This is a genomic window from Mucilaginibacter sp. Mucisp73 (genome assembly GCF_059491465.1).
Genome location: NZ_CP168507.1, coordinates 1465159 through 1480026 on the forward strand (window position 1 = coordinate 1465159; position 14868 = coordinate 1480026).

Sequence of the window (14868 nt, forward strand, 5' to 3'; positions counted from 1 at the left end):
TGCGGCCTAATACCACCCTTGCTTTGAATCAACAAAAAAGGATCATTTTAATTTCGCTGATAACGGGGATTGTGCTGATGCTGGCGAAATTTGGCGCATACTTTTTAACAGCCTCCAATTTTGTACTTACCGATGCCGCCGAAAGTATTGTAAATGTAATTGCAAGCTCATTTGCCTTTTACAGTATCTACCTCTCGGCCTTGCCACGAGATGAAAACCACCCTTACGGCCACGGCAAGGTGGAGTTTTTTTCTGTTTTTATAGAAGGATCACTTATCGGCATTGCCGGGTGCATCATCATTGTAAAATCGGTTTACAGCTTTTTCTTTCCCAACATCATCCATGACCTGTTTACCGGTGCTATTATTATAGCGGCTACCGGAGCCATTAATGGCGTGTTGGGTTATTATATGATTCGTAAGGGCAAAGAGCTTCGTTCCATCACCCTTGATGCCGACGGTCGTCATTTGCTGGCCGATACCGTTACCAGCGTAGGCCTGGTGGTAGGTTTATTGCTAATTGAATTTACCAGGATTTTATGGCTCGACAGTGCATTATCTATGTTGGTTGGCTTATATATAGTGTACAGTAGTTACAAATTGGTGCGTAAATCGGTAGGGGGATTAATGGATGAGGCGGATTTTCAGGTGGTAACCAATATCGTGAACGTTTTAAGTGAAAAACGCCGCGAGGCCTGGATTGATGTACATAACCTGCGCGCACAGAAATATGGGCATGAGCTGCATATCGACTGTCACATGACGCTGCCAAACTATTTTGATCTGAACACAGTACATACCGAAATATCATTGGTTGATAAGATGATTAATAAAGATATGGGCATCAAAACAGAGCTTTTTATTCATGCTGACCCTTGTGTGCCCAATTGCTGTCACTACTGCAGTATGCCCAATTGCCCTATCCGGTCGGAAGCAAAAACCGAAACAATAGCCTGGACAATGGAAAAGGTTGTACGTAATAAAAAACACTTTGAATAATGGAATACTTTAATGTAAGGGTTTACGGTCTGCTGCTGAACGATGATGATGAATTGCTCATAAGCGATGAACAGGAATATGGCATGCGTTTTTCAAAGTTCCCGGGCGGAGGTCTGGAACTTGGTGAGGGCCTGATTGACGGGCTTAAACGTGAGTTTATGGAAGAGTGTAATATTGAGATTGAAGTTGTAGGCCATTTTTACACCACTGATTTTGCCGTAAAATCGGCATTTAACAACTCCCAGGTGATCAGTGTATATTATTTGGTGCGAAGCATCACCCCGGTTAATTTGAATATAAAGGCTGTTGCATTTGATTTTGACGGGGAAGGAGAGGTGTTGCAAGCTTTTAGATGGGTGCCGCTTACCGCGCTTAGCGTAGCCGATTTTGAATTTCCGACAGATAAACGTGTGGTTGAACTTTTGCAGAACGAACTATGAACCTTACCGAAAGGGATTTAAAAGTAATATGGCACCCCTATACCCAAATGAAAACCGCGCAGCCGCCTGTAGGTATTGTACGCGGCGAAGGGGCACTGTTATTTGATGAAAAAGGAAAACAATACATTGATGCAGTATCGTCATGGTGGGTAAACATTCACGGGCATGCGCATCCTTATATTGCCCAAAAGGTATCCGAGCAGCTTCACAAACTGGAACATGTGATCTTTGCAGGTTTTACCCACGAAGGCGCAGTTGAATTGGCGGAACGGCTGTTAGCAATTTTGCCGGGCAACCAAAAAAAAGCTTTTTATTCAGATAACGGTTCAACCGCGGTTGAGGTAGCTATAAAAATGTGCCTGCAATACTGGCTTAATAAAGGTGATCAGCGTACCAAGATCATCGCTTTTAATAATGCTTACCACGGCGATACCTTCGGGGCCATGGCCGTAAGCGGCCGCAGCGCATTTACCAAAGCCTTTGATAGCCTGTTGTTTGAAGTTGAATTCATCGACATCCCTGCAAAAGAAAACATCTCAAATCTAAAATCTCAGATCTCAAATCTAAAGAAAGAAATTGCCTGCTTTATTTTTGAACCATTGGTGCAGGGCTCGGCAGGGATGATCATGTATGAGGCTGAGTATTTGAATGAATTGATGGCCCACTGCCGTGAGGAGGAAGTGATGCTGATTGCCGATGAGGTGTTTACCGGTTTTGGTCGTACGGGTAAACCCTTCGCCACAAATCATGTGGATGTTGAACCGGATATCATGTGTTTCTCAAAGGGGCTTACAGGCGGTACCATGGCCCTGGGCTTAACTACCTGTACGCAGCAAATTTATGATGCTTTTTTATCGGATGATAAGTTGAAAACCCTTTTTCACGGGCATTCGTTTACGGCCAACCCGATAGCATGCGCTTCGGCATTGGCAAGTCTTGATCTGTTTCAACAACCCGAAACGGCAGAGAACATTGTCAGGATCAAAGCCGCTCATACCGCCTTTGCAGATAAGATCCGCAATCACCCTAAAATAAAAACCGCGAGGCAAACAGGCACTATACTGGCCATGGAGTGGGAAACCGGCGATAATACCTCATACTTCAGTTCGCTCAGGGATAAGCTGTACCATTATTTTTTATCCGCGGGGATCATATTGCGCCCCCTGGGAAACGTTATTTATATTTTACCGCCATATTGCATTACTAATGAGCAACTCAATTATGTTTACAGCAAAATTGAGCAGGCTCTTGAAGAACTATAAATTATGCTGAACAAAATACTACCTACCATAATTGTCGATAACGAACTGCATTCACGCTGGTTAAATACCTTATCCTTAATGGAAAACACCGGCGCGCGCAAAATTTCGGCCAGCGAAGATCCGCTTACGGTTACTTACATTATATTAAAGCACGCTGCTGAAGAGCACCGTCATGCCTTCTACCTTAAAAAGCAACTGGAAAAAACGGGTGTAACACTGCCTACTTACGCGGCCGAATATTTGCTGGCCCCCGGCTCAAGTAAGTACTATTTGAACCAGTTGGATGTTGATGTTTGCCGTTATTTAAAAAGCGAGCTTAACCTGAAAGGTGCCGACCTCCGTTTTGCAGCTTACCTGTTGGTTACCTACGCTATTGAGGTACGTGCCGATGAACTTTATCCAATTTACCAGGATGCCCTTGACGAAGCAGGCAGCAAAGTAAACGTAAAATCGATTATTTTAGAAGAGGAAGGCCACCTGGAAGAGATGATTAATCAACTACAGCATTTCTCACCCGATTGGGAACTGCACGCTCAAAAAGCTGTTGAATTTGAAACCAAATTGTTTAACCAATGGGTTGAGCAGTTGGGTAAGGAAATTAACCGTTGATTTTTTTGATTACGCTGATTTCGTTGATTTTTCGGAAATAACTTTTGTAGAGACGCATTTTATGCGTCTTTTTTGTTAGTCGTAAATGTTTTTCCGGTGGAAGTCAATTACTTCCACTAACAGAAAGTCGTCCTGAATTTCATAGATAATACGGTAGTCGGCAACTCGTATTCTTTAAGCCTCTCTGCCTTTTAACTTAATATAACCTGTAGGTCGGGGATTATCGGATAAAGAAATAATGGCCGATTTTATATTTGAATAATAAGGCTCGTTAATGCTTTCTAAAGTTTTAATAGCCTTTTTTCTGACAAACACTTTATAAGCCATTAATCTGCCAGCCCGCGTTTGCTTTCTATCTGCTTAAATGCTTCTTCCATAGAAAGGCCGGGTTCGGTATCGGAAGCTTTGGCCTCGTCATACAAGCGAATATCTTCCAACTCTTCCAGTTCTTCCATGATGCTTTTAAATTCAGCAATTGGGAGCACCACTGAAAGTTTTTCGCCTCTGTCGTCGGTAATAAATTGCGGGTGTACAATGAGCATAGTTTGTAATATTACAATTGAGATTATTACAAATTTAATTAATATAATTTTAAGTTAGGCTTCTATCAACTTAATAACCCATATACTCCGTAAACACCTGCTGCAAATAGGCTTTACCATGAGCAAGCGCAGCTTCAGTAGCCTTTTTATCAGCATTTGGTTTGCTGTTATAGATCATGGTTCGGCCGGCGTTATCATATGAAACAGCCTGCCCCGGCTGCATAAAACCGAACCCGTTATCCCAATCAAAAAAAGCAAACTCTTTACTATTGGGATTCAAGAGATCTTTCGACCACTTAAACTGATTATGCGGCATACCTAATTGAGCCAGCAGGGTAGCTGCGAGGTCTGTTTGCCCGCCCAGTTTACTGTTCTTTTTACCACGATATTCGGGCTTGATCACATCGCCGAAAAACAAAAGAGGTATATGGTATTTAGCCGGGTCGTAAGCCTCGGCTGTATTACGCGGCAGGCGGTGACCGTGATCGGCCACCAGGATAAACAGTGTGTTTTTATACCAGGGCTGTTTTCCGGCCTGCTCAAAATAAGCGTTCAGGCATGAGTCGGTAAAATAGGCTGTGCTTCTGAATTTATTACTTACATCAGCGTCATCATTAAAATGGTGCTTAACAGGCAATACAAAAGGCTCATGATTGGATGATGTTTGTACATAGTTAAAGAACGGCTGTTTTTGACGGGCCAAATATTGCAGGTTTCGCATAAGCAGATCATCGTCATAAACGCCCCATTGTGTTTTTATATGGCTGTTATCAAAGCTGGCCTCGTCAATAATATGATCAACGTTATGTGAGTTCATGAACTTATCAAAATTCATGTAATTACTTTTGCCACCATAAAAATAAGCGGTTTCATAGCCTGCATCTTTAAATGACGCGGATATAGCAGGAAGCTTTTTGTGTTTTACGGTATCGCTGATGATAGTGCGGATGGCCTGCGAAGGGAAGCCGCTCATAAGGGCGATAATGCCTTTGTCGGTACGGTCGCCGGAGGCGTAGATGTTGTTAAAAAGCAGTCCGTTCCTGATGAACTTTTCAAAGTTTGGTGCCACGCCTTTATCACCGCCTAATGATTCGATCACATCGGCTGTATAGCTTTCCATTTGGATGATTACAATGTTTGGGCGGCTGATAGTCAGGATTTGTTCCGTTGAATTGCCTTTAACATTATATAATTCTTCAATGGTTTTTGCAGCCTCATCCGGTTGGTTATACAAATAAGGATTATAAAGCGGGCGCAGGTTTTCAAATACATTGTTAAAGAGGTTCCACTCGGTGTTGAGGGCGCTCTGGTTGAGGATTTGCTTTTCGGAGAAATAAGCAGAGTTCTGGCTTACCGGCTTAGCTTGCAAACCGCCGCGCATCATCACAAAGTTTACAAAAAGCAGCAATGTGGTAAGCGAAACTTTAAGGCTTGGCCGGATATCAGGCTTTTTAAACTGATAATTGATGATGAAATGAGATAACACTATGCCAGTGGCCAGTAAAGTAATCCCGATAAAAATACATTTACCAACCGGCGACGAACCGCTGGATGCGATTGCTTCTGAAGGAGCATGATAAAATGATGTAAACACCCTGAAGCTAACCTTGGTGCCCCACTCGCGAAAAATATTGAAGTTAAGTACCGTATTCAACGAAATGCAGAACAGGCAAAACCAAACATATGCTTTTAACCAGACGGGCTTTATCCGAACTTTAGGAATGAACCAGTTGATCGCAAATACAAGGATTGGTATGATGCAGATATAAGCTGTTGCCGAAACATCAAGCCTTAAGCCCCAGAAAAACGTTTGAAGGATTTCCCCGATGCGGGCGTGATCCAGCTTGTGCAGAAAATAGATCTCAAATGTCGCTCTCGTAATTGCGAAAAAAGCGATCCAAAAGATGAAGAATCTGAAAAAGCTAAAAAGGTTCCTTAACATTGGGGTAGCAAAAATAGTATTTTGCCGCAATGTTAAGGAACCTTTAATGAATTGTTAATGAAATATTTCGATTACCTGCCGCCGCTCATAGCTTTCAGGTCATCCAGGGTGATCTTTTCAAAATCAGCAGGGATCCCGAAGGTACCGGCAGGGTTTTTTTGTTCGGTAATACTTTTAACAGTAACCTCGGTGCTTTGACCTTGTGAAAATGAAGTGTATTGTACCGGGAAACCACCAACAGATCGGTAGTATTTAGCAATAGCAGTTACAGGTACAGTAACATCATTAGTTACCCAGATATCATAAGTTTTGTTGGCTTTTGCATCTGTAGCTACCACTTTTTTGCAATTAAAACCCGAAATAACTTTAGTTTCGGTACCGGGAGCAAAAGTAAGAGTTGGTAATGAAGCCATAGCCTGGTCAACCTCATCAGGAGTAGCAACCGCAGCTTTCTTGATAGATGCAACAGGTACATCAACCATTACAACTAATGATTTACCATCGGCATCGGTTAATATTTTTATGGTAGCAGGCCCTGTAGTAAATTGCATTGCGGCCGAATCGGCGCGGAAATAACTTTTAGCTTCAACCTGTTGCCCCTGCATAGCCGTTGAAATAGTTACCACACCCTCTTTGTAAGCTTTTTGGGCGTTTGCGCTGATAGCTGTTGCGGTAAGGGCAAGGCCTAAGGCAACATTGAAAATTTTAATGTTCATGTTTTGAGTTTGATTTAATGCCAAATTAATTTTTAATAATTAAAAGACAAATTTTTAGATAAGTAGTTTAATATGTTTTTCAATTAGATGCTGTCACGAACGATTTGTTACGTTTTAATATTACATAATTGACATGCAGGGCACGTGCCTGATCTGCAATAAATTGTACGGTTTTAGGGGCATTGGTGGCATCAATAATTATAGTATGATATTCGTGATTTTTATTAATAATAGCAAGCGGAATTTTAGGGTTCCCGGTTATGTATAGGTAGTCGATTTTTTGTTTTATCGCGGATATGGTATCCGCATAATCTTTGTTCACAACAGCTATCGACCGATTTCGAAATTGAATAAAATTATCCTGTTTTCGTAAAAAGCCAGATCGGATATCCTGATCAGGTTGATACAAAGCGATGTCGTTTATTTTACAACTATCAAGATAAGGTTGGATAGAATAATGGTAGTTTTTGTCGGTATCAGTGAGGTTACTTAGTACAAGAGCATGGTTGCCGTTTTTAAAGATGATCCCGATATTTTTGCGCAGGTTTAAAAAGGTGATGCTGTTGGTTGTATATGAGCGGTATGTTTTTATGCTGATACTTACAGCTAACAAAAATATCAATGCAATACCTGCCCTCAGCAGCCACGTTTTTCTATCGTACAAAAAGTAAAAAACGCATATGATAATAGCGTAAAGCAACAGGTACTCGGTTGCGGTAAGCCATATTTTATTAATGCTTGCAAAGGGCAGGTGCTCAAACCAGGCCAGTACAGCGTTCATGAGCAGGATGGTTTTTTCGAGCAGCCAGGCAAGGCCGGCAGATATAAAGGGGATTTGCGGCAATAGGAGGTAAAAGATCCCGCTATACATAATAACAGCCGTGGGAATGATAATGAACAGGTTGCTAAACAAAAAATAAACCGGGAACTGGTGAAAATAAAAAGCACTCAGCGGGAACGTAATAACCTGCGCGGCTATTGATACCGAGCACAAAGCCCATAGTTTGTCGATCCATTTATTAGAAAAGGTAAACCATTTATAAACCACGGGTTGTAAAACCACCAGCCCGGCAACCGCAAGGTATGACAATTGGAAACCTACATCCGTTATCAGCAAAGGGTTATAAAGTAATAATATAAAAGCCGATATAGCCAGGATATTTAAATTGTTGATGTACCGGTTGTAGGTTTTCCCGATGATAACCGTGCTGATCATCACCGCTGCCCGACAAACCGCGGGTGAAAAACCGGTTAACATAGCATAATACCAGATGATAGGAATAATGATGATCGCTTTAATCACCCTGCAATGCCTGAACCTGTTCAGGAAATTCAGCATAAATGCCAGCAAAGCCCAAATGATAGCCACATGAGCGCCGGAAACCGATAACACGTGAATGGTGCCGGTTTTGGAATAGGCCTGCAACACATCTTCGCTCAAATCAGCTTTATAACCTAATATTAAGGTGGAGGCTACGGCTATAGCGTTTGGATCATGCATCTGTTTTTTTAGCTTTTCAACCATTTGCCGCCTTAGCCCCAGCGCGTTTGCTATGAACGTATTACCGGCGTGTGATTGCACCAGGCGATATTGGTCTGGGTATAAAAACTCCTGGTAATAAATGTTTTGGTGCGCCAGGTATTTTTTATAGTTAAACTCGGCAGGGTTAAAAGGAGGGTCGATAGCAGTGTATTTACCGGGGACCAACAGTTCATCGCCATAAGCCAGGTGCACCGCAGCACTATCTTTTATGGTGATCATCAACGTCCCGGTTGCCGGGAGGGAATGTTTTGGGTTGATGTTCGCCAAAACATTGGCCGTAAAATGGATCAGCCCGTTTTTTATTTGTGGCTCATTATTAACGCGTACAAGCAGCCGTTGCGCGGGCAGCTTTGAAAAATGACCGGGATTATTGACTTCGTTATTGTTGATGACAGCTATCCAGCCAGCAAGAAACAATAACAAGTGAATGATGATTCCGCCAAGCCACCGCCTTTTATAAACTTTAAAAGGGCTGTAATAAAAATTAAGCAGGAGAAATAATATCAGCAGACTGGCAAACCCAACAGCCAAGGGCATTAAATAAGCTACAGACCTTAAATTGATCCCAACGCTTATACCTAACAAAAAGGGAATCAGTAAAATAACAACCGGGATCTCGCCCTTGTGGTTAGCGATCATATATCTTACGGATTGTTATAGCAGGTGACAGCATGGTTATAGGTTAACCCGACGGTATTTTAGAAATAAAGATAGTTTTTATGCGGAAGATTACAACTGGTCGCGTACCTCAAGCAGGAATTTTTTGAGATTTTCGAGCGAATCGATAACGCGCTGGTTATCCCTGGTATCGCCCATGTTGTTTTTGAGATGTTCTTTTGCTCCGTTTAAAGTGTAGCCCTTATCACGGATAAGGTGAAAGATGATCTTGAAGTTTTCAATGTCTTCGGGGGTGAAATACCGGTTGCCTTTTTTGTTTTTCTTAGGTTGCAGAACATCAAACTCTTTTTCATAAAAACGTATAAGCGACTGATTAACATCAAACATGGCCGATACCTCGCCCATGGTGTAGTACATCTTGCTTATCTCACGTTCTTTATACGGCATAATACAAATGTATCTATTTGATTTCGGAATTGGGAATTTCGATTTCGGAATTTTGCATTAGCCGCTACACTTCTGCGAGTTTAACCGTCGCCCGGCTCCGGCTGGGTGTCAGCTATTTCACGGCCTCTGGCCTGCGCAACTAAATTGCCCTGGTAACATTTATTTGCTTTCGCTCCAGGGTAGGGAAGAGGCTTTACCTGCTAAAAAATCGGCTTTGCGGCTGGTCATGTCCTTCGCCTGTTGTTCAAGTAGGGCATCGCTTTCATTATCTATGCGGTAATTATAATCCAGGCTATCAAGAAAAGCCAGGAGCACCCGTTTCTCCTGTTCGTTTTGAATATCAACTCTTAAAGTTTCCATAAACAAATTTACACCAAATATGATAAATAGTATTAATTGTATCGACGAAAGGGAGGGGAATATCAGGGAAATCGCTTTTAACCAGGTGCGGATTGGAAGACAATAAATGAAAAATTTCCACACTAATTTTTACGTATTAATCGAATTACACGAATTGAATCAATTTAAGATTCGTGTAATTCGATTAATTGTGGAGAGCTTGCCAAGCATTTGTGTGGAAATTTTTCAGTATGAGATTAGTAAAACAGATCGGTTTATTTTAAACGCGATTTCCCCGGGGTAAATATGATGTAATTAATAAATAAATCCGAAATCGAAAATCCGATATCCGAAATAATTGAAAATCCTATCTTTGCTTCCTATGACTGCTACCGAAATACGACAGGCTTTTCTTGATTTTTTTGTTTCAAAGGGACATACCATCGTTCCTTCGGCTCCAATTGTAATTAAAAACGATCCAACCCTGATGTTTACCAACGCGGGGATGAACCAGTTTAAAGATATATTTTTAGGCGAGGCGGCACCCAAGGCCTCCCGCGTGGCGGACACCCAGCGTTGTTTACGAGTGTCCGGTAAGCACAACGATTTGGAAGAGGTGGGTATCGATACCTATCACCACACCATGTTTGAGATGCTGGGCAACTGGAGCTTTGGCGACTACTTTAAAAAAGAAGCCATTGCCTGGAGCTGGGAACTGCTTACCGAAGTATATAAGCTGCCTAAAGACCGTCTGTACGTTACCTATTTTGAGGGCGACGAAAAGGAAGGACTTGAACCTGATACCGAAACCTACGAATTGTGGAAACAGTATGTAGCTGAAGATCATATCCTCCGTGGTAACAAAAAAGATAACTTTTGGGAAATGGGGGAGACTGGTCCGTGTGGTCCTTGTTCGGAGATCCACTTTGATAGCCGCCCGGATAATGAGCGTGCCGAAGTAAACGGCGCCACTTTAGTTAATGCCGACCATGACCAGGTTATCGAAATCTGGAACGATGTATTTATGCAATTTAACCGCCTTAAAGGTGGTGTATTGCAGCCACTCCCTAATAAGCACGTTGATACAGGGATGGGTTTTGAGCGTCTGGTACGCGTGTTGCAGGGCAAAACATCAAACTATGATACCGATGTTTTTCAACCAATGATCCAATTCATTGCCGAAAAGTCTGGGAAGAAATATAACAGCGCCGCTAAACCGGGTGATGCGGATTGGAATGATGCTGTGGCTATGCGCGTACTGGCCGATCATATCCGCGCTATAAGCTTTGCTATTGCTGATGGTCAATTGCCTGCAAGTAACAAAGCGGGGTATGTGATCCGCAGGATCTTACGTAGGGCAGTGCGTTATAGCTATCAAACTTTAGGTTTTAAGGAGCCTTTCTTTAATCAGTTGGTGCCGTTATTGGCCGAACAGTTTAAGGGGGTGTTTGATGAGCTATTTTCGCAAAAGGATTTTGTGCAGAAGGTGATTTTGGAAGAGGAGGTTTCTTTCTTAAGAACACTGCAGCAGGGTATAAGCTATTTTAATAAAAGCGTGAGCGGCAATAATGATAAAGTTTTAAGTGGCGCCCTCGCATTTGAATTATCTGATACCTACGGTTTTCCTATCGATCTTACCGAATTGATGGCGCGCGAAATTGGCTGGACAGTAGATATGGTGGGTTTTGAGGCCGCCCTCCAAGAACAAAAAACCCGTTCCCGTGCAGCAACCGCCATCGATACCGGCGACTGGATCGTATTAAAAGATGATGAATCGGTTGAGTTTACCGGTTATGACGAAACAGAGAGTATTGCCCATATTGTGAAATACCGTAAGGTAACTGCCAAAGGAAAGGAACAATACCAACTGGTATTGGATAAAACGCCTTTCTACGCCGAAAGTGGCGGCCAGGTAGGGGATAAGGGCGAACTGGTTTTTCCTGATGGGGAGATCATACTTGTTACGGACACGAAAAAAGAAAACGGACTGATAGTTCATTTCACAGATAAACTTCCGCAGGATATTGACGATGCTTTAACAGCTATTGTTGATCCCGCCTTACGCAGCCAAACCAACAGTAACCACTCGGCTACGCACTTGTTACATGCCGCTATGAAACAGTTTTTGGGCACACACGTAAATCAAAAAGGTTCATTGGTGAATGCCGATTACTTAAGGTTTGATTTTTCACATTTTGCTAAAGTTACTGATGAAGAGCTGGCGCAGATCGAGGCTATTGTTAACCAGAAGGTGCGCGAAAATATTCCGCTCAAGGAAGAGCGCAGCGTGCTGTATGCCGAAGCCATCAGCAGTGGTGTAACCGCCCTGTTTGGTGAAAAATATGGCGAGTATGTACGTGTGATCACTTTTGATGATAACTTCAGCAAGGAGCTTTGCGGCGGTACACATGTGAAAGCTACCGGGCAAATTGGTTTCTTCAAAATTATTGCCGAAAGTGCGGTAGCTGCCGGTGTTCGCCGTATTGAAGCTATTACCGGTGTTGCTGCCGAAAAATATATCGTTACCCAAAATGCTTTGGTTAACCAGTTAAAAGAACTGCTTAAAAATCCAAAAGACCTTTCAAAAAGCATTGAGGGACTGCTGGATGAAAACGCCAAACTGAAAAAAGAGATCGAAAAATCGATCCTTGAAAAATCATCAGGACTAAAAACAGAATTGGCCGAAAAAGCCGAAGCTATCGGCGATATTAATTTCATCGCCCAAAAAGTAGCCCTGCCTAATGCCGACGCGGTTAAGAACCTGGCTTACCAGCTTAAGGATATCGTATCGAACCTGTTCCTGGTGCTGGTTGCTGATTTCGATGGCAAACCAAGCATTACCGTAATGATTGCCGAAAACCTGGTGAAGGAAAAAGGCCTGCATGCCGGTAACATCGTAAAAGAGCTGGCTAAAGAAGTTAAAGGCGGCGGTGGCGGTCAGCCGTTTTTCGCTACTGCAGGTGGCAGTGATGTGAGCGGATTGGATAATGTATTGGTGAAGGCGAGGAGTTTTGTAGGGTAAATAACCCCTCCATCACGTCCTTGCGAGTAACCATCAGGGAAGCCCTGAAAAAAGCCGTGATGACATGTGAAACATATTTTAGCGATGGTGCGCGGGGGGCCGCGTTAGATTCTGTGTTGATATGCAAAAGTTATTTTTTATTTTTGAGTCTTAGGCAGCTTTATGTTAGCCTGTTTAGGGCAGTCCTTCAATTGAAGCGACTGCTCTAACTATTTTCGGATATGTGTGCATTCTGTTGAAGGTAGTGTTTTTCGAATGGTTTGTTGGTTTTGTATATAGTGTATACCATCTCCAATAATTTTCTTTGTACTGCTACAGTAGCTTTCATTTTCACGCTATTTCGGGATACGATCCGGACAAATATAGCTTTATATCTTTCTGAATGTCTTATGGCCGCTAATGCAGGTAAGTGCATGGCTTTTCGTAAATGCTTGTTCCCCCTTTTAGATATCTTGGGTTTGCCCTTAACGGATGAGCCGGATTCTTTTTCCCTGACATCCAGCCCGGCGTAACTGGTCAGCTGCTTTTTACTCCTGATCAGCTCAAAGCCGTTTGTTTCGGCTATGATCACAGTGGCCGTTAATAAGCCGACTCCAGGAATAGTGGTAATGGTAGCCAGTGTTTGTTTTAAATGTTTGTCCTGTGCTACAGCTGTTCTAATCTCAGTAAGTATTTCTTTAAGTTGTTCACCAATCATCTTTATCCTGTCCATCATTCTGCGGATAGTATCTTCCCCCGGAAAAGCTTCGGACTGTTCAGCATGTAGCTGGTTCTTGATCATGGTTCTTTCTGCAATAAGTTGTTCTCTTTCACGGGTTATCTGCCGCAGGGTCCTGAACACCCTTTTGGGTTGTACCCAGTTATCCAGTTTCTTTTCAAGTCCGAACATGGCTATGGCAAAAGACATTGATTTATCGGTAATTGTTTTGATCTCCAGTGTCTTGAAGAAGTTCGAGATCTTGTTGGGCATGACAATACTTACAGCATACCCTTTGCCGGCCAGATAATAAGCAAGGCGCTCGTGGTATACACCTGTGGCCTCCATTACATATCTTAATGGATATTGGGGGATGCTTTGCTTGTTTATCCATACTTCCAGGTTTGCAAATCCTTTTTCATTGTTTGGAAAAATCTTGTTCGCATAAACTGTTATAACTGCCTGCTCATCCATCTTGCCGATAGAAACCACCAGCTCTTTTTGAGCCACATCAATACCTACTACTTGTTTTAATAATCTGCTTGCCATTGATCAAAGTTTTTAACTGTTATAAGTGAAAACCTTTCTTCGTTTTTCCTCCTGTTGGTTATCCTGGATATACTGCCTGGTCGTATTCCTTACATTCTGTTCAAACTCAAAAAAGTAAAGGAGTGAGGCTATATCTAACGCTCAACATGCTCAAGGCTGTTTGGGATTGCTGTGCTCTCACTCTTTTCACTCATAAAATCATTACAATAATATTAGATGTAAACATAGGAGGGATTGCAGTGTAAAGCCCACAGCGTGTAGAGGGATTGCGGGCGGGAAAAGCGAGGACTTGTAACGGAAAGCCCGGGCCGCAGGCAACGCCCACGTTATAAAACTGATCGAAAAAATATATTTAATAGTCAATAACTTACAATTACGTCATTATAAGGAACGAAGCAATCCCTAATGAGTTGAGCAGCTAAGCAAGTACCTCTGTAACGTTGGGGATTGCTTCGTTCCTCGCAATGACGAGTTTAATAAAATAAAAAAACGACCGCCTCTACTGAAGCGGTCGTTTTTATTTATATACTTTTTTTGGAAAAGTCTTGTTGTATATTAATGGCGGTGACCATTTTTTTGTCCACGGTGTTCAACTATGCGGGTACGTTTTACTACGGTTTTATGTGGCTTTTGGTAATGGTTTACTACCCTGGTACGGTTTACCACCCTGGTGCGGTAATTGTCTCGCACTATAACATTCTTTGTACCGCGGTAGCGGGCATAGGTATCACGGTCGTGTGTAAAATAGGTATACGCCCTTGGGCGGTTTACGGCCACTTTGTAACCTGTTGCAATGTTGTAGCTGGCATAGCGTGGCGGCAATGATCGCCTCCAAACCCAGTTTCCGCCATCCAAATAAACATATTGATGAGTAGGGACATAATAGTAGCTTTCTACATCTGGTAAGTAGTAATAATTAATACCGGCATATTCGGCGGGCGGGTTCCATAAGCCAACATTTAAATTTACACTTACCTGTGCATTTGTCCTGGTAACCGAAGCTGCAAGTAAAAAACATCCTGCAAGCATTCCTAAAATTAATTTTTTCATGGTGTCTGTCTAAATATGAACACTTATTCAATTTCTGTGCCTGACAAATAAATAGACGGCGGCGGATACAGAAAGTTTAATCATGCTGATGACA

At 42.4% G+C, this 14868-nt stretch carries 13 protein-coding genes; 5 read left to right on the forward strand and 8 right to left on the reverse strand.

Annotated elements, in window-relative coordinates; genetic code table 11:
• Window positions 1–23 precede the first annotated feature (23 nt).
• Genes ACEN82_RS06265 through ACEN82_RS06280 form a run of 4 tightly spaced genes read left to right on the forward strand, consistent with a single transcriptional unit; the run spans window position 24 to window position 3309 of the window.
• Window positions 24–998 carry a cation diffusion facilitator family transporter gene (locus tag ACEN82_RS06265; RefSeq protein ID WP_413318097.1) on the forward strand — a complete coding sequence of 325 codons (975 nt, stop codon included), beginning with the start codon at window positions 24–26 and terminating at the stop codon, window positions 996–998.
• On the forward strand, window positions 998–1438 hold the full coding sequence (locus ACEN82_RS06270) for an NUDIX domain-containing protein (protein WP_090526365.1): 441 nt from the start codon (window positions 998–1000) through the stop codon (window positions 1436–1438). The genes ACEN82_RS06265 and ACEN82_RS06270 overlap by 1 nt, the downstream gene beginning before the upstream one ends.
• A complete protein-coding gene (gene bioA / locus ACEN82_RS06275; RefSeq protein ID WP_413318095.1) occupies window positions 1435–2700 on the forward strand; it encodes an adenosylmethionine--8-amino-7-oxononanoate transaminase in 1266 nt (421 codons plus the stop codon). Before ACEN82_RS06270 ends, bioA begins: the two co-directional genes overlap by 4 nt.
• Before the next feature lie 3 nt (window positions 2701–2703).
• The gene (locus ACEN82_RS06280) at window positions 2704–3309 is read left to right on the forward strand and encodes a hypothetical protein (RefSeq protein ID WP_413318093.1); all 606 of its coding nucleotides are present in this window, start codon (window positions 2704–2706) and stop codon (window positions 3307–3309) included.
• Between the two features lie 326 nt (window positions 3310–3635).
• Here ACEN82_RS06280 and ACEN82_RS06285 read toward each other — a convergent pair whose 3' ends face one another.
• The 6 genes from ACEN82_RS06285 to ACEN82_RS06310 all read right to left on the reverse strand — a co-directional run bounded on the left by ACEN82_RS06285 (window position 3636) and on the right by ACEN82_RS06310 (window position 9477).
• Window positions 3636–3851: a RelB antitoxin-like protein gene (locus ACEN82_RS06285; protein WP_413318091.1), complete on the reverse strand. Its 216-nt coding sequence runs from the start codon at window positions 3849–3851 to the stop codon at window positions 3636–3638.
• A 70-nt stretch (window positions 3852–3921) separates the two neighbouring features.
• Window positions 3922–5793 (reverse strand): LTA synthase family protein, encoded by a 1872-nt coding sequence (locus ACEN82_RS06290; protein WP_413318089.1) that lies wholly within the window; start codon window positions 5791–5793, stop codon window positions 3922–3924.
• A 71-nt stretch (window positions 5794–5864) separates the two neighbouring features.
• Window positions 5865–6509: a hypothetical protein gene (locus ACEN82_RS06295; protein ID WP_413318087.1), complete on the reverse strand. Its 645-nt coding sequence runs from the start codon at window positions 6507–6509 to the stop codon at window positions 5865–5867.
• 79 nt (window positions 6510–6588) lie between these two features.
• Window positions 6589–8691 (reverse strand): ComEC/Rec2 family competence protein, encoded by a 2103-nt coding sequence (locus tag ACEN82_RS06300; RefSeq protein WP_413323138.1) that lies wholly within the window; start codon window positions 8689–8691, stop codon window positions 6589–6591.
• Window positions 8692–8781: 90 nt separating this feature from the next.
• Entirely contained in the window at window positions 8782–9117 is a 336-nt protein-coding gene (locus ACEN82_RS06305) for a MerR family transcriptional regulator (protein WP_112655836.1), read from the reverse strand.
• Window positions 9118–9276: 159 nt separating this feature from the next.
• Window positions 9277–9477, reverse strand: coding sequence for a hypothetical protein (locus ACEN82_RS06310; protein ID WP_413323137.1), 201 nt, complete (start codon window positions 9475–9477; stop codon window positions 9277–9279).
• Window positions 9478–9838: 361 nt separating this feature from the next.
• Here ACEN82_RS06310 and alaS point away from each other — a divergent pair, with 361 nt between their 5' ends.
• Window positions 9839–12478: an alanine--tRNA ligase gene (alaS, locus tag ACEN82_RS06315; RefSeq protein WP_413323136.1), complete on the forward strand. Its 2640-nt coding sequence runs from the start codon at window positions 9839–9841 to the stop codon at window positions 12476–12478.
• 205 nt (window positions 12479–12683) lie between these two features.
• Here alaS and ACEN82_RS06320 read toward each other — a convergent pair whose 3' ends face one another.
• A complete protein-coding gene (locus tag ACEN82_RS06320) occupies window positions 12684–13724 on the reverse strand; it encodes an IS110 family RNA-guided transposase (RefSeq protein ID WP_413323217.1) in 1041 nt (346 codons plus the stop codon).
• A gap of 555 nt (window positions 13725–14279) precedes the next feature.
• A complete protein-coding gene (locus ACEN82_RS06325; RefSeq protein WP_413322955.1) occupies window positions 14280–14774 on the reverse strand; it encodes a hypothetical protein in 495 nt (164 codons plus the stop codon).
• Window positions 14775–14868 lie beyond the last annotated feature (94 nt).

Bases quoted from the DNA above. Each gene is read 5' to 3' on its own strand.
- ACEN82_RS06270 (WP_090526365.1), top strand. From the start codon at position 998: ATGGAATACTTTAATGTAAGGGTTTACGGTCTGCTGCTGAACGATGAT.
- bioA (WP_413318095.1), top strand. From the start codon at position 1,435: ATGAACCTTACCGAAAGGGATTTAAAAGTAATATGGCACCCCTATACC.
- ACEN82_RS06280 (WP_413318093.1), top strand. From the start codon at position 2,704: ATGCTGAACAAAATACTACCTACCATAATTGTCGATAACGAACTGCAT.
- ACEN82_RS06285 (WP_413318091.1), bottom strand. From the start codon at position 3,851: ATGCTCATTGTACACCCGCAATTTATTACCGACGACAGAGGCGAAAAA.
- ACEN82_RS06290 (WP_413318089.1), bottom strand. From the start codon at position 5,793: ATGTTAAGGAACCTTTTTAGCTTTTTCAGATTCTTCATCTTTTGGATC.
- ACEN82_RS06295 (WP_413318087.1), bottom strand. From the start codon at position 6,509: ATGAACATTAAAATTTTCAATGTTGCCTTAGGCCTTGCCCTTACCGCA.
- ACEN82_RS06300 (WP_413323138.1), bottom strand. From the start codon at position 8,691: ATGATCGCTAACCACAAGGGCGAGATCCCGGTTGTTATTTTACTGATT.
- ACEN82_RS06305 (WP_112655836.1), bottom strand. From the start codon at position 9,117: ATGCCGTATAAAGAACGTGAGATAAGCAAGATGTACTACACCATGGGC.
- ACEN82_RS06310 (WP_413323137.1), bottom strand. From the start codon at position 9,477: ATGGAAACTTTAAGAGTTGATATTCAAAACGAACAGGAGAAACGGGTG.
- alaS (WP_413323136.1), top strand. From the start codon at position 9,839: ATGACTGCTACCGAAATACGACAGGCTTTTCTTGATTTTTTTGTTTCA.
- ACEN82_RS06320 (WP_413323217.1), bottom strand. From the start codon at position 13,724: ATGGCAAGCAGATTATTAAAACAAGTAGTAGGTATTGATGTGGCTCAA.
- ACEN82_RS06325 (WP_413322955.1), bottom strand. From the start codon at position 14,774: ATGAAAAAATTAATTTTAGGAATGCTTGCAGGATGTTTTTTACTTGCA.